18 protein-coding genes are annotated in these 21,370 nt (G+C 62.8%); 11 read left to right on the forward strand and 7 right to left on the reverse strand.

The annotated features are described in order from the left end of the window. Positions 1-86: 86 nt before the first annotated feature. Together clpA and clpS are read right to left on the reverse strand one after the other, a co-directional pair. A complete protein-coding gene (gene clpA / locus IDM28_RS14610) occupies positions 87-2,357 on the reverse strand; it encodes an ATP-dependent Clp protease ATP-binding subunit ClpA (RefSeq protein WP_101320837.1) in 2,271 nt (756 codons plus the stop codon). A 30-nt stretch (positions 2,358-2,387) separates the two neighbouring features. Next, entirely contained in the window at positions 2,388-2,750 is a 363-nt protein-coding gene (clpS, locus tag IDM28_RS14615; protein WP_101320839.1) for an ATP-dependent Clp protease adapter ClpS, read from the reverse strand. A 228-nt stretch (positions 2,751-2,978) separates the two neighbouring features. On the opposite strand from clpS, the gene cspD reads away from it, so the two are divergent. Further along, complete coding sequence (cspD, locus tag IDM28_RS14620) at positions 2,979-3,239, forward strand: cold shock domain-containing protein CspD (protein ID WP_178080777.1); 261 nt, start codon at positions 2,979-2,981, stop codon at positions 3,237-3,239. Positions 3,240-3,308: 69 nt separating this feature from the next. Here cspD and icd read toward each other — a convergent pair whose 3' ends face one another. Next, entirely contained in the window at positions 3,309-4,565 is a 1,257-nt protein-coding gene (gene icd / locus IDM28_RS14625) for an NADP-dependent isocitrate dehydrogenase (protein WP_101320841.1), read from the reverse strand. A 427-nt stretch (positions 4,566-4,992) separates the two neighbouring features. Here icd and IDM28_RS14630 point away from each other — a divergent pair, with 427 nt between their 5' ends. The 8 genes from IDM28_RS14630 to IDM28_RS14665 all read left to right on the forward strand — a co-directional run bounded on the left by IDM28_RS14630 (position 4,993) and on the right by IDM28_RS14665 (position 14,976). Then, entirely contained in the window at positions 4,993-7,218 is a 2,226-nt protein-coding gene (locus IDM28_RS14630; protein ID WP_101320843.1) for an NADP-dependent isocitrate dehydrogenase, read from the forward strand. A gap of 67 nt (positions 7,219-7,285) precedes the next feature. After that, positions 7,286-7,726, forward strand: coding sequence for an NUDIX hydrolase (locus tag IDM28_RS14635; RefSeq protein WP_188036305.1), 441 nt, complete (start codon positions 7,286-7,288; stop codon positions 7,724-7,726). 56 nt (positions 7,727-7,782) lie between these two features. Next, entirely contained in the window at positions 7,783-8,907 is a 1,125-nt protein-coding gene (gene mnmA, locus IDM28_RS14640) for a tRNA 2-thiouridine(34) synthase MnmA (protein WP_101320847.1), read from the forward strand. Continuing rightward, complete coding sequence (hflD, locus tag IDM28_RS14645) at positions 8,904-9,530, forward strand: high frequency lysogenization protein HflD (RefSeq protein ID WP_101320849.1); 627 nt, start codon at positions 8,904-8,906, stop codon at positions 9,528-9,530. The genes mnmA and hflD overlap by 4 nt, the downstream gene beginning before the upstream one ends. Before the next feature lie 257 nt (positions 9,531-9,787). Beyond that, on the forward strand, positions 9,788-11,158 hold the full coding sequence (gene purB / locus IDM28_RS14650; protein WP_101320851.1) for an adenylosuccinate lyase: 1,371 nt from the start codon (positions 9,788-9,790) through the stop codon (positions 11,156-11,158). Between the two features lie 81 nt (positions 11,159-11,239). Beyond that, the gene (locus IDM28_RS14655; RefSeq protein ID WP_150569895.1) at positions 11,240-12,406 is read left to right on the forward strand and encodes a cupin domain-containing protein; all 1,167 of its coding nucleotides are present in this window, start codon (positions 11,240-11,242) and stop codon (positions 12,404-12,406) included. Beyond that, entirely contained in the window at positions 12,399-12,833 is a 435-nt protein-coding gene (locus IDM28_RS14660) for a GNAT family N-acetyltransferase (RefSeq protein ID WP_101320856.1), read from the forward strand. The genes IDM28_RS14655 and IDM28_RS14660 overlap by 8 nt, the downstream gene beginning before the upstream one ends. A 175-nt stretch (positions 12,834-13,008) precedes the next feature. Next, positions 13,009-14,976 carry a DNA topoisomerase III gene (locus IDM28_RS14665; RefSeq protein ID WP_188036306.1) on the forward strand — a complete coding sequence of 656 codons (1,968 nt, stop codon included), beginning with the start codon at positions 13,009-13,011 and terminating at the stop codon, positions 14,974-14,976. A gap of 15 nt (positions 14,977-14,991) precedes the next feature. On the opposite strand, the gene IDM28_RS14670 is transcribed toward IDM28_RS14665, so the two are convergent. From IDM28_RS14670 to IDM28_RS14680, 3 genes are all read right to left on the reverse strand, one after another. Next, a complete protein-coding gene (locus IDM28_RS14670; RefSeq protein ID WP_188036307.1) occupies positions 14,992-16,089 on the reverse strand; it encodes an extracellular solute-binding protein in 1,098 nt (365 codons plus the stop codon). Continuing rightward, positions 16,089-17,198, reverse strand: a complete 1,110-nt coding sequence (aguA, locus tag IDM28_RS14675) for an agmatine deiminase (RefSeq protein ID WP_188036308.1) — start codon at positions 17,196-17,198, stop codon at positions 16,089-16,091. The genes IDM28_RS14670 and aguA overlap by 1 nt, the downstream gene beginning before the upstream one ends. A gap of 96 nt (positions 17,199-17,294) precedes the next feature. Continuing rightward, on the reverse strand, positions 17,295-18,182 hold the full coding sequence (locus IDM28_RS14680) for a LysR substrate-binding domain-containing protein (protein WP_188036309.1): 888 nt from the start codon (positions 18,180-18,182) through the stop codon (positions 17,295-17,297). A 136-nt stretch (positions 18,183-18,318) separates the two neighbouring features. Between IDM28_RS14680 and IDM28_RS14685 the strand changes: the two genes are divergently transcribed. Further along, on the forward strand, positions 18,319-19,659 hold the full coding sequence (locus tag IDM28_RS14685) for a glutamine synthetase family protein (protein ID WP_188036310.1): 1,341 nt from the start codon (positions 18,319-18,321) through the stop codon (positions 19,657-19,659). A 106-nt stretch (positions 19,660-19,765) separates the two neighbouring features. After that, complete coding sequence (locus IDM28_RS14690; protein WP_101320867.1) at positions 19,766-20,545, forward strand: TSUP family transporter; 780 nt, start codon at positions 19,766-19,768, stop codon at positions 20,543-20,545. Here IDM28_RS14690 and nudC read toward each other — a convergent pair. Then, positions 20,513-21,343, reverse strand: coding sequence for an NAD(+) diphosphatase (nudC, locus tag IDM28_RS14695; RefSeq protein WP_150569890.1), 831 nt, complete (start codon positions 21,341-21,343; stop codon positions 20,513-20,515). The two genes, IDM28_RS14690 and nudC, sit on opposite strands and share 33 nt — an antisense overlap. Positions 21,344-21,370: the final 27 nt, after the last annotated feature.

Raw genomic sequence — 21,370 nt, forward strand, 5'->3', positions numbered from 1 at the left:
CTCCAGTCATGAAAAAGCCCGGCCAATGTGCCGGGCTTTTTTGTGGCCAAAGAAAAAGGGCCGCCGAGGCGGCCCACTCTGCTCGATCACGCCACTTCGGCAGTGGTCTCGAAGTCGAACACCAACTCGCCATCACGTAGCTCGATGTGCACCACGCCGCCATGCTCGGCCAGCTCACCGAACAGGATCTCTTCAGCCAAGGGCCGCTTGATCTTGTCCTGGATAAGCCGTGCCATCGGCCGGGCACCCATCTGCACGTCATAGCCGCTGGCAGCCAGCCAGCCACGTGCCTCATCACTGACCTCAAGCAGTACACGCTTGTCTTCCAGCTGAGCCTGCAGTTCGATAAGGAACTTGTCGACGATGCTTTTGATCGTCTCGTGGCTCAGGCGACCGAACTGGATGATGGTATCCAGGCGGTTGCGGAATTCCGGCGTGAAGCTCTTGCGAATGACTTCCATCGCATCCGACGCATGGTCCTGATGAGTGAAGCCAATCGAAGCCCGGGCGGCGGTTTCGGCGCCGGCGTTGGTGGTCATGATCAGAATCACGTTGCGGAAATCCGCCTTGCGCCCGTTGTTGTCGGTCAGGGTACCGTGGTCCATCACCTGCAGCAGCAGGTTGAAGACTTCCGGGTGGGCCTTCTCGATCTCGTCGAGCAGCAGTACGCAGTGCGGCTGCTTGGTGATCGCCTCGGTGAGCAAGCCACCTTGGTCGAAACCGACATAGCCTGGCGGCGCACCGATCAGGCGCGACACAGTGTGCCGTTCCATGTACTCGGACATGTCGAAGCGCACCAACTCAACGCCCAGCGCCTTGGCCAGCTGACGCGCAGCCTCGGTTTTGCCGACGCCGGTAGGGCCAGCGAACAGGAACGAGCCTACGGGCTTGTCCGGGGCCTTGAGGCCGGCTCGCGACAGCTTGATCGCAGTCGACAGCGAGTCGATCGCTGGATCCTGACCAAATACGGTCAGTTTCAGGTCGCGCTCCAGGTTACGCAGCAGCTCCTTGTCGGAACTGGACACGTGCTTTGGCGGAATCCGAGCGATTTTCGCGACGATATCTTCGACCTGCGCCACTTCGATGCGCTTGACCCGATTGGCCTCTGGCTGCAGACGCTGGTAGGCGCCCGCCTCGTCGATCACGTCGATGGCCTTGTCCGGCATATGCCGATCATTGATATAGCGCGCAGCGAGCTCGGCAGCGGCGCGCAGGGCCTCGTCGCTGTACTCGATGTGGTGATGCGACTCGAAGCGGCCTTTCAGCCCACGCAGGATACCCACGGTGTCTTCTACCGACGGCTCCGACACATCGACCTTCTGGAAGCGCCGCGCGAGGGCCCGGTCCTTCTCGAAGATGCCACGAAATTCCTGGAAGGTAGTCGAGCCGATGCAGCGGATATCACCTGATGAGAGCAGTGGCTTGAGCAGGTTGGACGCATCCATTACCCCGCCCGAGGCCGCGCCGGCACCGATGATGGTGTGGATCTCATCGATGAACAGGATGGCCTGCGGACGTTTTTTCAGCTCACCCAACAGCGCCTTGAAGCGCTTCTCGAAGTCGCCACGGTACTTCGTCCCAGCCAGCAGTGCGCCGAGATCGAGCGAATAGACCACGCTCTGCGCCAGCAGATCAGGCACCTGACCGTCGACGATACGTTTGGCCAGGCCTTCGGCGATGGCCGTCTTGCCGACGCCCGCTTCACCGACCAGCAACGGGTTGTTCTTGCGCCGGCGAGCGAGAATCTGCGCTACGCGCTCAACTTCTTGCTCACGGCCCACCAACGGATCGATACGCCCCTGACGCGCCTGCTCGTTGAGGTTGCTGGCGTAGGTATCCAGCGGATTGCTCGAGGACGACGTTTCGCCACCCTCTTCATCCTGCATGTCCTGGTCGCTGTCGGCACTCGGCCCATGGCCTGGCACCTTGGAAATACCGTGGGCAATGAAGTTGACCACGTCGATACGGGCCACGCTCTGCTGCTTGAGCAGAAACACGGCCTGACTTTCCTGCTCGCTGAAGATAGCCACCAGCACATTGGCGCCGGTCACTTCACGCTTGCCCGAACTCTGCACATGGAACACCGCGCGTTGCAGCACGCGCTGGAAGCCCAGGGTTGGCTGGGTTTCGCGGTCTTCGTCGTGCACCGGGATCAGGGGGGTAGTGGAGTCGATGAACTCTTGCAGGTCGTGCTTGAGCTTGTCGAGATTGGCGCCACAGGCGCGTAGAACGGTTGCGGCCGCCTCATTGTCAAGGAGTGCCAACAGCAGATGTTCGACGGTCATGAACTCATGACGCTTCGAACGGGCCTCCTTGAAGGCCAGATTGAGGGTGACTTCGAGCTCGCGGTTTAACATAGCTTCACCTCATACCCAAGTGGTCGGCGATTAACCGTCCTTCTCGATTTCACAGAGTAGCGGATGCTGGCTCTCCCGGGCGTATTGGTTGACCTGCGTCGCCTTCGTTTCGGCGATATCGCGGGTAAACAATCCGCATACTGCCCGCCCTTCGGTATGGACGGTAAGCATGATCTTGGTCGCCAGCTCGCGGTTCAAACTAAAGAACGTCTCGAGCACTTCGACGACGAAATCCATTGGCGTGTAGTCATCGTTGAATAAAACCACCTTGTACATGGGTGGCGCCTGCAGGATCGGCTTGGCTTCTTGAACAGCCAGACCGGAGCCATCGTCCTCGTTGGTCTGAGGACCATCCTGATTGAATGTTAGTCGAATCTGACTGTGTGCATGCATGGAAAGAATTTCATCACATCGACAAGTTAAGGTTGTGGGTTGACCGCATAGAGCTGGCGCCGGCGCAGGCGCCGCATGACCTTGACTATCGGCAAAACGGTGTTACAACCAATAGAACCCACCGTGGGCGATAAAGATCCGCGCAGTCAACCAGATTTTTCGCAAGGTTCGTATGCGGATACGTGGATGATACTCCAGTGATGGAGTCCTTTGCAGAGGGACATAGGGATGACAAGCGGTAAAGTCAAGTGGTTCAACAATGCCAAGGGCTATGGGTTCATCAACGAGGACGGCAAGACTGAAGACCTCTTTGCCCACTATTCGGCCATCGTAATGGACGGATACAAGACGCTGAAGGCCGGCCAGCTGGTCAAGTTCGAAATCATCCAGGGCCCCAAGGGCCTGCATGCGGTGAACATCAGCGACGCCAAAGCCGAGGTCACAAGTTCAGCAGATCCGGCGACTGAACGCACGAAGGCCACTGTCTGACCATTTGTCTGCCGCTGAGATGTGAACGGGCCGATCGCCTCTTGAACGAGGCGATCGGTTTTTTCGTGTCTACATGTGTTTGATCATCTCATCGCCAAATCCTGAGCTACCCACCAGCGTGGCGCCGTCCATCAGGCGCTCGAAATCATAGGTAACGGTTTTCGCCGCAATTGCGCCGTTGGTCCCTTTTATGATCAGGTCGGCAGCCTCGGTCCAGCCCATATGCCGCAGCATCATTTCGGCCGAGAGGATAACCGACCCCGGGTTGACCTTGTCCTGGCCGGCATACTTGGGCGCGGTACCGTGCGTCGCTTCGAACATTGCCACCGTATCCGACAGGTTCGCCCCAGGCGCGATGCCAATCCCGCCCACTTCTGCCGCCAGCGCATCGGACAGGTAGTCACCGTTCAGGTTGAGAGTGGCAATCACGTCATACTCTGCCGGGCGCAGCAGGATCTGCTGCAGCATGGCATCGGCGATCGCATCCTTGACCACCACGTTCTTGCCACTCTTGGGGTTGGTGAACTGCATCCACGGCCCGCCATCGAGCAATTCAGCGCCGAATTCTTCCTTGGCCACCTCGTAGCCCCAGTCCTTGAACGCGCCCTCGGTGAATTTCATGATGTTGCCCTTGTGGACCAGGGTCAGCGACTCGCGGTCATTGTCGACCACATACTGCAACGCCTTGCGCACCAGGCGCTTGGTGCCTTCCTTGGAGACCGGCTTGACGCCGATGCCGCAGTCCTGGTCGAAGCGAATCTTGGTGACGCCCATTTCCTCCTTGAGAAACTTGATCACTTTGATGGCTTCGGGCGAACCGGCCTTCCACTCGATGCCGGCATAAATGTCTTCGGAGTTTTCCCGGAAGATCACCATATCGACGTCTCCCGGCTTTTTCACCGGACTCGGCACACCCTCGAACCACACCACCGGGCGCAGACACACATACAGGTCAAGCTGTTGGCGCAGGGCCACGTTCAGCGAGCGGATGCCGCCGCCGACCGGCGTGGTCAGCGGGCCTTTGATCGACACCACGTATTCTTTGACTGCGTCGAGGGTCTCTTGCGGCAGCCAGGTGTCCTGGTCATACACCTGCGTAGCTTTTTCACCGGCATAGACCTCCATCCAGGCGATTTTGCGCTTGCCGGCGTAGGCCTTGTGCACCGCGGCATCGACTACCTTGATCATCACCGGGGAAACATCGACCCCGATGCCATCCCCTTCGATATAAGGAATGATCGGGTTGTCGGGCACATTGAGTGAATGGTCGGCATTGACGGTGATCCTGGCGCCGTCGGTCGGCACCGTGATTTTCTGGTATCCCATGCTTGCACTACTCCGGAGTCGGGTGTGGTTGGACATCATGCGATCCAATCAGCCTAAACCACATCTGCCGACCTGCAAGGCCGGGCTTGTACCTGCGGCAATGCACCACATTGCAGGTAAGTCTTTGGTCTTATAAATGCGCTGATACCACTTGGCCTTGCTGATTAGCCCAAAGGGTTTGGTATACTCCGGCCCTGACCGTAAGGTCATGGGGGCGAATCCCCGGAAATCGCGGCTTGCCCCCGGCCCTCGAAGGCCACAAAGTCTGGGCTGTTACCGCATCCCAGCCGCTTGACGCTCGACTGATGCATCCACCATCACCGCTCGTAGCCTCTCGACCTTTTGCCCATGGCGCGCCGTGGGCGATGCGCCTACCCAGCGCACCCCGAGACTCGAGTACGCTCAGCAAAACAGAGAGTTAACCCGCATGCCCACCCGCTCTAAGATCATCTATACCTTCACCGACGAAGCCCCTGCCCTCGCCACCTATTCGCTGCTGCCGATCGTCGAAGCGTTCACCGCCTCGGCTGACATCGCCGTCGAAACTCGCGACATCTCCCTGGCTGGCCGTATCCTTGCGGCATTCCCGGAGCAACTCGGCGCAGACAAGCAGGTAAGCGATCATCTGGCGGAGCTGGGCCAACTGGCCACCACCCCTGAAGCCAACATCATCAAGCTGCCGAACATCTCGGCCTCGGTGCCTCAGCTCAAGGCTGCGATCAAGGAACTGCAAGCCAAGGGTTACGCCGTCCCTGACTACGCCGACGAGCCTGCCAGCGCTGCCGAAAAAGAATCCCGCGCGCGCTACGACCGCATCAAGGGCAGCGCCGTGAACCCGGTACTGCGCGAAGGCAACTCCGACCGCCGCGCGCCGCTTTCGGTCAAGAACTACGCTCGCAAGCACCCGCACAAAATGGGCGCCTGGGCTTCCGATTCGAAATCGCACGTGGCCCACATGAGCCAAGGCGACTTCTACGGCAGCGAAAAAGCCGCACTGATCGAAGCTGACGACAGCCTGCGCATCGAACTGCTGGACAAGAACGGCGCTACTACCGTTCTGAAGGAAAAAACCGCTGTCAAAGCCGCAGAAGTGGTTGACTGCGCGACCATGAGCCGCAAGGCCCTGAAAGCCTTCATCGCCGAGCAGATCGCCGATGCCAAGGCCAGCGGCGTACTGCTTTCGGTGCACTTGAAAGCAACCATGATGAAGGTTTCCGACCCGATCATGTTCGGCGTCATCGTCGAAGAGTTCTACGGTGAAGTGCTGACCAAGCACGCTGCAGCGCTGGCTGACATCGGCTTCAATGCCAACAACGGCATCGGCGACCTGTACGCCCGCATCAAGGACCTGCCAGCTGACCAGCAAGCGCAGATCGAAGCCGACATCCAGGCCCTCTACGCCGTACGTCCAGCCCTGGCCATGGTCAACTCCGACAAAGGCATCACCAACCTGCACGTGCCGAGCGACGTAATCGTCGACGCCTCGATGCCGGCCATGATCCGTGACTCGGGCAAGATGTGGAACACTGCCGGCGAGCTGCAAGACGCCAAGGCCGTGATCCCGGACCGCTGCTACGCCGGTATCTACCAGGCTGCCATCGAAGACTGCAAGGTCAACGGCGCCTTCGACCCGACCACCATGGGCAGCGTACCGAACGTTGGCCTGATGGCGCAGAAAGCCGAAGAGTACGGCTCCCACGACAAGACCTTCGAAATCAAGGCCGATGGCGTCGTGCGCGTCGTTGATGGCAAAGGCAACGTGGTTCTGCAACAGAACGTCGAAGCCGGCGACATCTTCCGCATGTGCCAGACCAAAGACGCGCCGATCCAGGACTGGGTCAAGCTGGCCGTCAACCGTGCCCGCCTGAGCGGTACCCCAGCGGTGTTCTGGCTCGACCCGGAACGCGCCCACGACGGCGTGATGATCGAGAAAGTCCAGAAGTACCTGAAAGACCACGACACCACTGGCCTGGACATTCGCGTCCTGCCGCCGGTCGAGGCGATCAAGTTCTCCCTGGCCCGTATCCGCGAAGGCAAGGACACCATCTCGGTGACCGGCAACGTTCTGCGTGACTACCTGACGGACCTGTTCCCGATCATGGAGCTGGGCACCAGCGCCAAGATGCTGTCGATCGTGCCGCTGATGAACGGCGGCGGCCTGTTCGAAACCGGCGCTGGCGGTTCGGCACCCAAGCACGTGCAGCAGCTGGTCGAAGAGAACTTCCTGCGTTGGGATTCGCTGGGTGAATTCCTCGCTCTGGCGGCCTCGCTCGAGCACCTGGGCGACACCTACGCCAACCCACGTGCCAAGGTTCTGGCCAACACCCTGGACCAGGCTACCGGCAAGTTCCTCGACAACAACAAGTCGCCTTCGCGCAAGGTTGGCGGTATCGACAACCGCGGTAGCCACTTCTACCTGACCCTGTACTGGGCTCAGGCCCTGGCTGCGCAGAGCGACGACGCTGCGCTGCAAGCGCGCTTCGCCCCGCTGGCCAAGACCCTGACCGAGAACGAAGCGACCATCGTCGCCGAACTCAACGCCGTACAGGGCAAGCCAGTCGACATCGGTGGCTACTACGCCCCGGATGCCGAGCTGACCGCCAAGGTGATGCGTCCAAGCCAGACCCTCAACAACGCGATTGCTGCGCTGTAAGGTTCACTTGAAGTAACCCCACAAACCCCGGCCACGCACCGGGGTTTGTGCTTTTCAGGATTCCACTATGACCTGGCACCCCCACATCACCGTAGCCACCGTGGTCGAAGACCAGGGCCGCTTCCTCTTCGTCGAGGAATTCAAAGCCGGCCAGCACGTCTTCAACCAACCGGCCGGCCACCTCGAGCCCAACGAAACCCTGCAGCAGGCCGCCCTGCGCGAAACCCTCGAAGAAACCGCCTGGGACGTCGAACTGACCGGCGTGGTGGGCATCTACCTGTACACCGCCCCCAGTAACGGCGTCACCTACCAACGCATCTGCTTCGCTGCCCGCCCCGTCCGGCACCATCCGCAACGCGCCCTCGACAGCGATATAACCCACGCGCTGTGGATGACCCGCGCTGAGCTGCTGGCCGAGCCACAACGCTGGCGCAGCGAGCTGGTGCCGCGCTGCATCGACGACTACCTGGCAGGCCCGCTGCACAGCCTCGCCTTGCTGCGCGACTGACGCGCACGAGCGGGCCTGATAGAATCGACCTTTTTCCCTGATACACATCGGTAGCCATGACCAGCCCAGCACTCAAAGACCCCGCCAAGACCCGCGTCATCGTCGGCATGTCCGGCGGCGTCGACTCTTCCGTCTCCGCCCTTCTGCTGATCGAGCAGGGCTACCAGGTGGAAGGTCTGTTCATGAAAAACTGGGAAGAGGACGACGGCACCGACTACTGCACCGCCCGCGAAGACCTGGCCGACGCCCAGGCCGTGTGCGATCGCATTGGCATCAAGCTGCACACGGCCAACTTTGCCGCCGAGTACTGGGACAACGTGTTCGAGCACTTCCTTGAAGAGTACAAGGCTGGGCGCACGCCAAACCCGGACATCCTCTGCAACCGTGAGATCAAGTTCAAGGCCTTCCTCGACTACGCGCTGTCGCTCGGCGCCGACCTGATCGCCACCGGTCACTATGTACGCCGGCGCGACACCGGCGAGCTGACCGAGCTGCTCAAGGGCCTGGACCCGAACAAGGACCAGAGCTACTTCCTGCATGCCGTCGGCGGCAAGGAAATCGCCCGCACCCTGTTCCCGGTCGGCGAGCTGGAAAAACCCGAAGTGCGCGCCATCGCCGAGAAACATGGCCTGGCTACTGCCAAGAAAAAGGACTCCACCGGCATCTGCTTCATTGGCGAACGACGCTTCAGCGACTTCCTCAAGCAGTACCTGCCGGCCCAGCCGGGCAACATCGAAACCACCGAAGGTGAAGTCATCGGTCGCCACCATGGCCTGATGTACCACACCATCGGCCAGCGCCAGGGCCTGGGCATCGGCGGCCTCAAGGACGCCGGTGACGACCCGTGGTACGTGCTGGTCAAGGACCTCGCCCGCAACGTGCTGGTGGTCGGCCAGGGCAACGAGCACCCATGGTTGTTCTCCCGCGCCCTGCTCGCCTCGGACATCTTCTGGGTCAACCCGATCGACCTCGCCACCCCGCGCCGCCTCACGGCCAAGGTGCGCTATCGCCAGGGCGACCAGGGCTGCACCCTGGAACGCACCGAAAGCGGCTACCGCGCCGTGTTCGACGAGCCGCAACGTGCGGTCACCCCCGGCCAGTCGGTGGTGTTCTATGATGGCGAGGTGTGCCTGGGCGGCGGCGTGATCGAGACTGCTGAGCCGTGGAGCCCGCGCCCATGAGCAACCTGCACGAGCAGTTGATTGCCCTGGGCGGCGTGTTTCAGGCTGCAGTGCTGGTCGACAAGCTGGCACGCACCGGCCAGTCCAATGACGCCGAGCTTGGCTGCATGCTTGGCAGCCTGCTGGTGATGGATCCCAAGGACACCCTCGAGGTGTTCGGTGGTGATGACCTTAACCTGCGCGACGGTTACCGCGCGTTGGTAGGCGCACTCGAGCGCGAGCCCAGCAGCCTGCAGCGCGAGCCGCTGCGCTATGCCCTGTCGATGCTCGGCCTCGAGCGCCAGCTGGCCAAGCGTGGCGACCTGCTGGAAACCATCGGCAACCGCCTGCCGCAAATCCAGGGGCAGGCCGATCACTTCGGCCTGACCCACGAGAATGTCATCGCTTCCAGTGGCGCCTTGTATCAGGACACCCTGAGCACCTTGCGCCAGCGCATTCAGGTGCATGGCGACATGCGCTTCCTGCAGCAAGCCAGCAACGCCTCGAAGATCCGCGCACTGCTGCTGGCCGGGATCCGCGCCGCACGCCTGTGGCGCCAGCTTGGCGGGCACCGCTGGCAGCTGGTATTCAGCCGGCGCAAATTGCTCAACGAGCTGTACGGCATGATGCGCACCAATTCCTGAATGCCGCGCATCCCCGCCTGGCGCGGTCCGTGTAGGAGCGGCCTGTGTCGCGAGAGGTGCGCGAAGCGTGCCCAGCAATTCTAGGGTGCGGCACAAATCTTGGGGCCGCTGCGCAGCCCTTTCGCGACACGAGGCCGCTCCTACAGCGACCGCGATAAGCTTTGAAACGGCTCGACCTTTGGTCAGCCACCCGACCTCGGCGCATTTTTCATGTATGATATGCGCCCTCCAAAAGCCTGACTGTCCGAGAACACCCCATGCAGCTTTCCTCGCTCACTGCGGTTTCCCCTGTAGACGGCCGCTACGCCGGCAAAACCCAGGCCTTGCGCCCTATTTTCAGCGAATACGGCCTGATCCGTTTCCGCGCCCTGGTCGAAGTGCGCTGGCTGCAACGCCTGGCCGCCCACCCGCAAATCGGTGAAGTGCCGGCATTCTCGGCCGAGGCCAACGCCGTTCTCGATACCCTGGCCAGTGATTTCCAGCTGGCCCACGCCGAGCGCGTCAAGGAAATCGAACGCACCACCAACCACGACGTCAAGGCCATCGAGTACCTGCTCAAGGAGCAGGCTGCACAACTGCCTGAGCTGGCCAACGTCAGCGAGTTCATCCACTTCGCCTGCACCAGCGAGGACATCAACAACCTGTCCCACGCGCTGATGCTGCGCGCGGGCCGTGATGACGTGCTGCTGCCGCTGATGCGCCAGATCGCCGAAGCGATCCGCGCGCTCGCCCACCAGCATGCCGACGTGCCGATGCTGTCGCGCACCCACGGCCAGCCAGCCTCGCCGACCACCCTGGGCAAAGAGATGGCCAACGTCGTCTACCGCCTCGAGCGCCAAATTGCGCAAGTCGCTGCCGTGCCGCTGATGGGCAAGGTCAACGGCGCCGTCGGTAACTACAACGCGCACCTGTCGGCCTACCCGCAGATCGACTGGGAAGAAAACGCCCGCGCCTTCATCGAAGACGAGCTGGGCCTGCAGTTCAACCCGTACACCACCCAGATCGAGCCGCACGACTACATTGCCGAGCTGTTCGACGCGATCGCCCGCTTCAACACCATCCTGATCGACTTCGACCGGGACATCTGGGGCTACATCTCGCTGGGCTACTTCAAGCAGCGCACCGTTGCCGGTGAAATCGGCTCGTCGACCATGCCGCACAAGGTCAACCCGATCGACTTCGAAAACTCCGAAGGCAACCTCGGTATCGCCAACGCCCTGTTCCAGCACCTGGCCAGCAAACTGCCGGTTTCGCGCTGGCAGCGTGACCTGACCGACTCCACCGTGCTGCGCAACCTGGGTGTGGGCTTCGCTCACAGCGTTATCGCCTATGAAGCCAGCCTGAAGGGCATCAGCAAGCTGGAAGTCAACACTCAGCGCATCGCTGCTGACCTGGACGCCTGCTGGGAAGTGCTCGCCGAGCCGATCCAGACCGTCATGCGTCGTTTCAACATCGAAAACCCCTACGAGAAGCTCAAAGAGCTGACCCGTGGCAAAGGCATCACCCCTGAGGCGCTGCTGACCTTCATCGATGGCCTGGACATGCCAGCCGATGCCAAGGCCGAGCTCAAGCAGCTGACTCCTGCGACCTACATAGGTAACGCAGTCGCGCAGGCCAAACGTATCTAAGATTACGCCTGCGTCTGACGCCCGGCCTAGCCGGGCGTTTTTATTCCCGGACGAAAATTACGTTTTTTCAATAGGTTGAACATGAATTCTGATACTCCACTTCAGCTGCTTGGCGGTTTGACTGCTCGCGAGTTCCTGCGTGACTACTGGCAGAAGAAGCCATTGCTGGTGCGCCAGGCGTTCACCGACTTCGAAAGCCCGATCGACCCTGACGAGCTGGCTGGCCTGGCCCTGGAAGAGGAAGTCGAATCGCGCCTGGTCCTCGAACACGGCGAACGCCCGTGGGAGTTGCGTCGCGGCCCGTTCACCGAGGACGACTTCGCCACCCTGCCAGAGCGCGACTGGACCCTGCTGGTGCAAGCGGTCGACCAGTTCGTGCCAGAAGTGGCCGAACTGCTGGAGAGCTTCCGCTTCCTGCCGAGCTGGCGCATCGACGATGTGATGATCAGCTATGCCGCGCCCGGCGGCAGCGTCGGCCCGCACTTCGACAACTACGACGTGTTCCTGCTGCAGGGCTACGGTACCCGCAACTGGAAAGTCGGCCAGATGTGCGACAGCGACAGCAAGCTGCTCGAGCACGCCGACCTGCGCATCCTGGCTGACTTCGAGCAGACCGACGAGTGGCGCCTGGAGCCGGGTGACATGCTCTACCTGCCACCACGCCTGGCCCACTTCGGCGTTGCCGAAGACAACTGCCTGACCTACTCGGTCGGTTTCCGCGCGCCAAGCGCTGCTGAAGTGCTGACCCACTTCACCGACTTCCTCAGCCAGTTCCTGCCGGACGAAGAGCGCTACAGCGACGCCGACGCCCAGCCGGTCAGCGACCCGCACCAGATCCAGCACGACGCTCTGGACCGCCTCAAGGCCCTGCTGGCCGAGCACATGGGTGACGAGCGCCTGCTGCTGACCTGGTTTGGCCAGTTCATGACCGAGCCACGCTACCCTGAGCAGGTCGCCGGCGAGCCGCTCAAGGAAGAAGAGCTGATCGACAGCCTGGAACAAGGCGCTATTCTTATCCGTAATCCAAGCGCACGCCTGGCCTGGTCGGAGGTCGATGACAATTTGCTGCTGTTCGCCAGCGGCCAGAGCCGTCTGCTTTCGGGCCACCTGCGCGATCTGCTGAAAATGATCTGCGCCGCCGATGCGCTGCACATCGAAAACCTCGGCCAGTGGCTCAAGGATGAAGAAGGTCTGACCCTGGTCTGCCAGCTGGTCGAACAAGGAAGTCTGGGTTTTGCCAATGAATAGAATCAGCGTTCGGCTTGCCGATTGGATCAAGGACAACAGTGACATCCGCCACATCCGCGATGCGGTGTTCGTTGCCGAGCAGCACATTCCGCCTGAGCTGGAATTTGACGCCGAAGACCCCCAGGCCGTGCATTTCCTGGCCCTTGAGGGTGACTACCCGATCGGCACCGCGCGCCTGCTGGCAGACGGCACCATCGGCCGCATCTCGGTACTCAAGGACTGGCGCGGGCTGAAAGTGGGCGACGCACTGATGCATGCGGTGATCGCCGAAGCCCAGGCTCGCGACCTCAAGCAACAGACCCTGAGCGCCCAGGTGCATGCCACGCCGTTCTATGAGCGGCTGGGTTTCAAGGTGGTCAGCGAGGAGTTCCTCGAGGCCGGCATCCCCCACGTGGAGATGGTGCGCGAGTCCTGCGACCTCTCCTGAGCAACCTCAGGGCCGCTTGAACCGGCCCTGTTTCGCAGCGGGCTGCAATGGCCCGCTGCGTGCTCTGCAACATTGGTTCACCAGCCAGCTGTATATGCATACAGATAAAACTTGCCTGGCGGCGCTTCTTTGTCCATCCTGACGCTCATCGTCTGCCCATGAAGCGTTCTCGGCCATGCGCCTGTTTCTCTGCGAAAAACCCTCCCAGGCCAAAGATATCGCCAAAGTGCTCGGCGCCACCCGCCGCGGTGACGGCTGCTGGCAAGGCACTGACGTGTGCGTGACCTGGTGCATCGGCCACCTGCTCGAAACCGCCCCGCCCGACAGTTACGACGCCCGCTACAAGCGCTGGAGCCTGGACGACCTGCCGATCATCCCGGGCCAGTGGAAAATGCTGGTCAAGCCAAAAACCGCCAGCCAGTTCAAGGCAGTCAAACGCCTGCTTGGCGAAGCGCGCGAACTGGTCATCGCCACCGACGCCGACCGCGAAGGCGAGATGATCGCCCGTGAGCTGGTCGAGCACTGCCGGTACCGCGGCCCGATCCAGCGCCTGTGGCTGTCGGCGCTGGACGATGCCTCGATCCGCAAGGCTCTGGCCAAGCTGCTGCCCGGCAGCGAGACCTTCAGCCTGTACCATTCAGCTCTGGGCCGTTCGCGTGCCGACTGGCTGATCGGCATGAACATGAGTCGGCTGTTCACCCTGCTCGGGCGTCAATCCGGTTATCAAGGCGTGTTGCCCGTCGGCCGTGTGCAAACCCCGACCCTGCGCCTGGTGGTAGACCGCGATCGCAGCATCGCTGACTTCGTGCCAGTTCCGTTCTGGGCCATCGACGTGCAGCTTGAGCATGCCGGCAGCCTGTTCAACGCACAGTGGCGCGCGCCTGAAGACGCCTGCGATGATCAGGCCCGCTGCCTTAACCAGAGCCTGGCCCAGCAAGCCGCCGCCGATATCGCTGCGGCTGGCAGTGCGCAGGTCAGCAAGCTGGTCACCGAGCGCGTGCGCGAAGCCGCACCACTGCCGTTCGATCTGGGCACCCTGCAGGAAATCTGCTCGAAGAAGTTCGGCTACGGCGCCCAGGAAACCCTCGACATCGCCCAGGCCTTGTACGAAACCCACAAACTGATCACCTACCCGCGCAGCGACTGCGGCTTTCTGCCAATGAGCCAGCACGCCGAGGCGCCGGCCATTCTCGCTGCATTGCAGCGCGCCGATGCCAGCCTGGCGCCGCTGCAAGCGCACCTGCAGCCGCAACGCCGCTCGCGCGCCTGGAACGACGCCAAGGTCAGCGCCCACCACGGCATCATCCCCACTGCCGCCGCCAGTGACCCGACGCGCCTGCCGCCCAAATACAAGGCCGTCTACACCCTGATCCGCGCGCGTTACCTGGCGCAATTTCTGCCCAACCATGAATACGACCGCACCCAGGCTGATTTCGATTGCGCTGGCCACGCCCTGCGCGCCGTCGGCAAGCAGATCGTCGAACCCGGCTGGCGCCGCGCCCTGCCAGAGGCGCTGACGCCGGCCAAGGGCCGTGAAGCGCCGCCGGCGCAGGTGCTGCCAGCCTTGCAGCAAGGCCAGGTCTGCGCAGTGCGCAACGTCCAGCTCAAGGACCTGTGGACCCAGCCGCCGAAGCCTTTCACCGAAGGCGACCTGATCAAGGCGATGAAAAACGTCGCCAAGCTGGTGGATGACCCCAAGCTTAAGCAAAAGCTCAAGGACACCACCGGCATCGGCACCGAGGCCACCCGCGCCAGCATCATCCAGGGCCTGCTCGACCGCGGTTATCTGGTCAAGAACGGCAAGGCCCTGGCCGCCACCCCAGCCGCGTTCAGCCTGATTGACGCCGTCCCACGGGCCATTGCCGACCCGGGCACCACGGCGATCTGGGAGCAGGCTTTGGACATGGTTCAGAGCGGCGAAATGACCCTCGAGGAATTCGTTGCCCGCCAATCGGCCTGGATGGGCAAGCTGGTGGAGCGCTGTAGCGGCATGCGCATGACCATCAGCGGCCCGCTGGCACCCGCCGGTGGCAAGAAGGCGCCCTGGAGCAAGAAGCGCCGCTCGGGCACCAAGGCCAAAGCGGCCGACGGCAAGCCCAAGGCGGCCAAGCCGAGGGTTGCCAGGCGCAAGGCCACTACCTGAGCCTCCGACCTGGCCTCAGGTGCCGCTCTTGAGTCGGCTGAAGGCTCGGGTCAGTTCGCGGTTGAATTGCTTGCCATTGTCGTTCTTGCTGTACAACCGCGCGCGCACCTCGGCCGGCGGATAGGTGCCGGGGGCGTTGCGGATCTGCGCATCGACCAGGTTGTCGGCGGCACTGATCGCATTGGCGTAGTGAATGGTGTCGGTGATCGGTGCGATCACCTCGGGGCGCATCAGGTAGTCCATCAAGGCCCAGGCCGCCTGCGGGTGCGGTGCGTCCTTGGGCACCACCAGCGCGTCGAGCCAGATCAACGTGCCCTCCTTGGGGATTCGGTAATCGAGGCTGTAGGTTTTGCCCGCCTGCTGCGCCTGGCCCTGGGCGATAGCCACGTTGCCGTTCCACGACATCGCCACGCAGGTCTCGCCGTTGGCCAGGTCGCTGATGTTGCGGTCATTGTCGAAGTAGCGGATGTACGGGCGGATCTTGCGCAGTTGTGCCTCGGCCAGCTTGAGGTCCTCGAGGCGCTGCTGATTGATGTCCAGGCCCATGTAGCGCATCACTGCGGCAAACACTTCGTTGGGGTCATTGAGCAGGCTCACCCCGCAATCGGCGAATTTCGCTACCACCGCCGGGTCGAACAGCATCGCCCAGCTGTCCAGCGGCGCATCGCTCAGGCGTGCGGTCACGGCCTGCTGCTGAAAACCGACCCCGGTGGTGCCCCAGGCGTAGGTCCCGGCATAGCGGTTGCCGGGGTCGAACACGGCCATGTGCTGACGAAACTCCTCGCCCACACCCTGCAGATGGGGCAGCCGGCTTTTATCCAGCGGCTGCAACGCGCCGCTGGCAATGGCCCGGCTCAGGTGCTGACCGGCGCTGAGCACCAGGTCATAGCCGCTGCGCCCGGTCAGCAGTTTGGTTTCGGCGGTTTCCAGCGAATCGAAGTGGTCGGCGACCACGCGGATGCCGGTTTCCTTCTCGAAATTGCTCAGCGTGTCTGGCGCCAAGTACTCGCCCCAGATGTACAGGTTGACGGTGTGCTGCGCCGCATCGGCGGCGTGCCCCGCCGCCGCGCTGCCGGCCAGCGCCAACCCAAGTGCCAGCACAGAGGCTTTCATCAGCGAGGCCCTCCGGCGTATTGCGGCATGGTGATGCAGGCAACGTTGCCGCCGCCGAGCAGAATCTCGCGCGAGTTTTCGATGCCGATGATGCGCTTGCCCGGGAACAGCTCTGCCAGGGTCGCCTGGGCCACACTGTCATTGCGGTCGCCGAACAACGGCACGACGATGGCCGAGTTGCCGGCGTAGTAGTTGATGTAAGACGCACAGATCCGCGTGCCGGCTTCGCGCACATGCGTGCCGTCGACCTGATCCAGCCCGGCGGCTTCGGCAGCGGTCCACTGCAGCACATCGGGTTGGGGCAGCTTGTGCACCTTGAGCTCACGGCCGCGGCTGTCGCGGGTGCTGCGCAGGATGTCGTAGGCTTCCTGGTATATCTCCCACTGCGGGTCATCGCGGTTGTCGGTCCATTGCAGCACCACCTCGCCGGGCCGTACAAAGCAGGCCAGGTCGTCGACATGGCCGTCGGTTTCATCGAACTTGCAGCCACGTGGCAGCCAGATCACCTGCTCGGCACCAAGGTAATCCTGCAGGCGCCGGGTCACTTCTGCTTTGCCCAGATGAGCGTTGCGATTGCGGTTGAGCAGGCATTGCTCGGTGGTCAGCAGGCTGCCTTGGCCGTCACTCTGGATGCCGCCGAGTTCTGCGATCAACGGCGCACGGTAGCGGTCCAGGTTTTCGATCTCGAGGACCTTGCGAGCGATCTGGTCGTCCTTGTCCCATGGGTAGTAGAGGCCACCGTCGAGGCCGCCATAGGCGTTGAATTCGAAGTCGACGCCGCGTACCTCGCCGCTGTCATCGTTGACCACGAAGCACGGTCCGCTGTCGCGAAACCAGGTGTCATTGCAAGTCATCTCCACTACCCGCACCGCCTCCGGTAGCAAGCGTCGGGCATTGGCGTATTGCGCGGCGGAGGCACACACAGTGACCGGCTCGCTGCTGGCAATCGCCTTGACGATCTCGACCCACACCTGCTGCGCCGGCTTGGCGCCATTGCGCCACACGTCCGGCCGCTCCGGCCAACCGAGCCAGCAGCCGGCCTTTGCTTCGAACTCGCCGGGCAAGCGGAAACCATCGGCCTTGGGGGTAGTGCTGAGCGAACGTGCCATGGGTCAACCTCGTCGTGACTGGGTGGGATGAGCCGAAGCTACGCCGCCAGCGGACGCACATCCAACGATGAAAACTCAGCGATTGGTGAATTGAATTCACGGTTCGCTGATCTGTTCGATGAACCAGTCAACGAAGTCGCCCACTGCACCGCGCTCCAGCCGCAAGCGTTCGCAGACCAGCGCGTACTGCCCCTGCGCGGTCACACTGGCGCTGAACGGGCGCACCAGCCGGCCACTTTGCAGGTCGGCCTGGCAGGTCAGGTTGTCGCCCATGGCTACGCCCTGGCCGAGCAGCGCCGCCTCCAGCGCCAACGCCGCATGGGGGAAGTACAGCTGGCGGTTGGGCTGGCCGTCTTCGGCGTGGGTGGACAGCCACGAGGTCCAGGTCTTGCCGTCCTGGTCGTCGTGCAACAGACAGTGGCGCAACAGGTCGCGCGGGCGCTTCATGGCGCTCTGGTTGAACAGGCCGGGGCTGCATACTGGAAAGAACTGCAGCAGCGGCAACGGCCGCACGAAGTGCGTGCTGGCGTCCAGCGCGCTGGTGCCGTAGGTGATCGCCAGGTCAACGTCCAGCGCTGGCGCCCCGGCATTGATCGGCTGTTCGAGTAGATGCAGGGTGATATGCGGGTAGCGGCTACTGAAGTCAGCCAGGCGATTGATCAGCCATTTCTGCGCCAGCTCTGCCGTAACCGCAACCCGCAGCACTGCCTGCGAAGCCGGGTCACGCAGCTCGTCACAGGCCTTGCCGATCAACTCGAACGCCTGTTGCAACTGCTGCAGCAGGCGCTCGGCTTCAGCACTCGGGCGCACCTGGCGGCCGACCCGCTCGAACAACGCCACGCCCAGTTGCGCTTCTAACTGGCGAATCTGGTGGCTGACTGCGCTGTCGGTGACGCACAGCTCGGCGGCGGCCCGGCCGAAATGGCCATGGCGAGCGGCGCACTCGAACGTGCGCAAGGCGGTCAGCGAGGGCAGACGGCGCATGGTTGAAGTCCTGACAGGCGGCTGATGGGCATCGCCAGCATCAGCCAGGCGTTGCAATAAATACAAGCTTGCTGGCGAAACCAGCACCAGCTGCTAGATTTTTCAGGCTGAATCACAGCGCCGTCTAGAGCTCGCAATGACCCCCACTACCCTGCTGGACGAAGTCCGCGCGTTTCGCAGCCAACACCCCGAAGTGCGCTATGTCGACCTGATCAGCCTGGACATCCCCGGGCATTTCTACGGTAAACGCTACCCCATCGACATGCTCGAAAAGCTCGCCGCCGGCAGCCCGCTGAAGCTGCCGCAGAACTGCGTGCTGCTCGGTGCCCAGGGTGGCTTGTTCCCGATTGGCGATTACTGCTTCAACGATGGCGACCCGGATGCACTGCGCCGGCTGATCCCCGGTACGCTCAAGCCGGTCAGCTGGGAAAAGCAGCCACTCGGGCAGATGCTGATCAGCTCCGACGGCACCGATGCGCCCATAGAGTTCGAGCCGCGCGAGGTCCTCGCCCGGGTGCTGCAGCGTCTGCAGGCGCGGGGCATTCGCCCGGTGGTTGCATTCGAGCTGGAGTTTTACCTGTTCGACCGCGCGCTGCAGGACGGCCTGCCGCAGTTTCCCCGCGACCCGGTCAGTGGCGATCGCGATGACCAGCCCAACCTGCATATCGAGCGGTTGTCGCGCTTCTGCGAAGTGCTGCACGACATGGTCGAAACCGCCAACGCCCAAGGCGTCGATGCCAACGTCATCACCGCAGAGCTCGGCCCGGGTCAGTTCGAGATCAACTTCGGCCACTGCGACGACGGCCTGCGCGCCGCCGACTGGGCCGCCCTGTTCTGCCGCAGCAGCCGCGGTGTGGCGCGCAAGCACGGCCTGCGCGCCAGCTTCATGAGCAAGCCCTACCTGCAGGCACCCGGCAGTGGCATGCACGTGCATGTCAGCCTTTACGACAGCAGCGGCAACAACGTGCTCGCCGCCGACCAGCAGCGGCCGTTGCGCCATGCCGTGGCCGGCTGCCTGGCGCTGCTGCCGCAGTGCATGCCGATCTTTGCCGGCAACCACAATGCGTTTCGCCGCTATGGCGCCATGGTCAACGCCGCCAGCCGCGCCAGCTGGGGCTTTGAAGATCGTGACGCGTGCATTCGCATCCCCGAGTCGGACTCACGCAACCTGCGCATCGAGCATCGCCTGGCCGGTGCCGACGCCAATCCGTACCTGGTGCTGGCGGCAATCCTCTGTGGCATGGAGCAAGGTCTGGCGGCCCGACAAGAGCCGATTGCCCCGCTCAATGATGATCGCACCAGCGGCATCGACTTTCCCAAGGACATGCTTAGCGCGGTGGCCGCGATGCAAGCGCATCCTGCGGTCAGTGCCGGGCTCGGTGAGGAGTTTGTGAAGGTGTACTGCGAAAACAAACGCCAGGACCACCTGGCCTTCATGAATGAAGTCAGCGCACGCGAGTATCACTGGTTCCTGTAGCGGGCGGCTAAACCGCCTCGATACTGGCCACACCCGACGCTGGCGTTTACCATGGCAGCCTTTGCCGCGGCCTTTTGCCGCGCACTGCCGCTAAGCCCGAATCCTCATGCCTTTCGAACTCTCCGTTGAACCGCTGACGCTGCTGATCCTGACACTGGTTGCCTTTGTTGCCGGCTTTATCGACGCCATTGCCGGCGGCGGTGGTCTGTTGACTACCCCTGCGCTGCTGACCGCGGGCATGCCGCCGCATCTGGTGCTGGGCACCAACAAACTCAGCTCGACCTTCGGCTCGGCCACCGCCGGCTTCACCTACTACCGGCGCAAGCTGTTCCACCCGGCGCAGTGGCGTCCGGCGCTGTTCGGCACCCTGGTAGGTGCCCTGCTCGGCGCGGTGATCGCCCATTACCTGCCGGCGGAGTGGCTGAACAAGATGCTGCCGGTGGTGGTGTTTGCCTGTGGCATCTACCTGTTGTTCGGTGGCACGCCAAAGGCGCCGCTGGACGCCGATGCGCCGATCAAGAAAACCTGGCAGTTGCCTCAGGGCTTCACCCTGGGCTTCTACGATGGCGTCGCCGGGCCAGGCACCGGTGCGTTCTGGACAGTCAGCACGCTGCTGCTGTATCCGATCGATCTGGTCCGCGCCAGTGGTGTGGCGCGGAGCATGAACTTCGTCAGCAACGCGGCGGCGCTGACGGTGTTCATCGCCTCTGGTCAGGTCGACTATATCGTGGGCCTGGCCATGGGCCTGGCGGTGATGGTCGGGGCGTTCTTTGGCGCACGCACGGCAATCAGCGGCGGCAGCAAGTTCATCCGCCCGGTATTCATCACTGTGGTCCTGGCGCTGACCGTGCGCCTAGCCTGGCAGCACTGGTTCGGCCAGGCCTAAGCGGCGCGCCACATACAGATCGATCAAGTGCCGGGCAATCGAACGCCCGGCCGGCAGTGGCGGCAGGGCATGCACGTTGAACCACTGCGCATCCTCGATCTCGTCCGGCTGCATGACGATCTCGCCACCGGCGTACTCGGCGTGAAAACCGAGCATCATCGAGTGCGGGAACGGCCAGCACTGGCTGCCGACGTACTGGATGTTCTTCACCTCTACCGCCACCTCTTCACGCACTTCACGCACCAGGCAGTCCTCAGCCGACTCGCCCGGCTCGGCAAACCCGGCCAGGGTGCTGTACACGCCAGTGACAAAGCGCGGTGAGCGCGCCAGCAGAATCTCGTCGCCGCGGGTGACCAGCACGATCATGCTGGGCGAAATGCGCGGGTAGCTGCGCAGGTCGCAGCGGGCACAGTGCATGGCCCGCTCCCAGTGGATCTGGGTCATGGCCTGGCCGCAGCTGCCGCAAAAGCGATGCTCACGCGCCCAGGTGCCGATCTGCGCCGCGTAGCCAAGCAGCTTGTAGATATCGAAGTCGCCTTCGAGCATGAACTGGCGCAGGCCACGCCAACCGCAACCGCTCACATCAGCAGTGCTACGCAGCTCCAGCAGGAACACCGGCTCACCGTCGAAGTGACCGATGCCGTGCTCGCAGAGGATGTCCAGGTCCTGGCGCTTGAGCCATTCACGCGGGAACAGCACGCCGTTATCGTCCAGCAGAAACCCGTCCGGGCCGCGGGCCACGGCCAGCCCTCCGGCGACATTGGGGTCGAGTACTGCGCTAGTCCAGCGTGCTGACATGGTGGGCTTTCCTTCAAGCGCGTCCAC

Origin of the sequence: Pseudomonas sp. EZ-C24, assembly GCF_014525325.1 — a bacterium.
GTDB classification, from domain to species: domain Bacteria; phylum Pseudomonadota; class Gammaproteobacteria; order Pseudomonadales; family Pseudomonadaceae; genus Aquipseudomonas; species Aquipseudomonas shirazensis.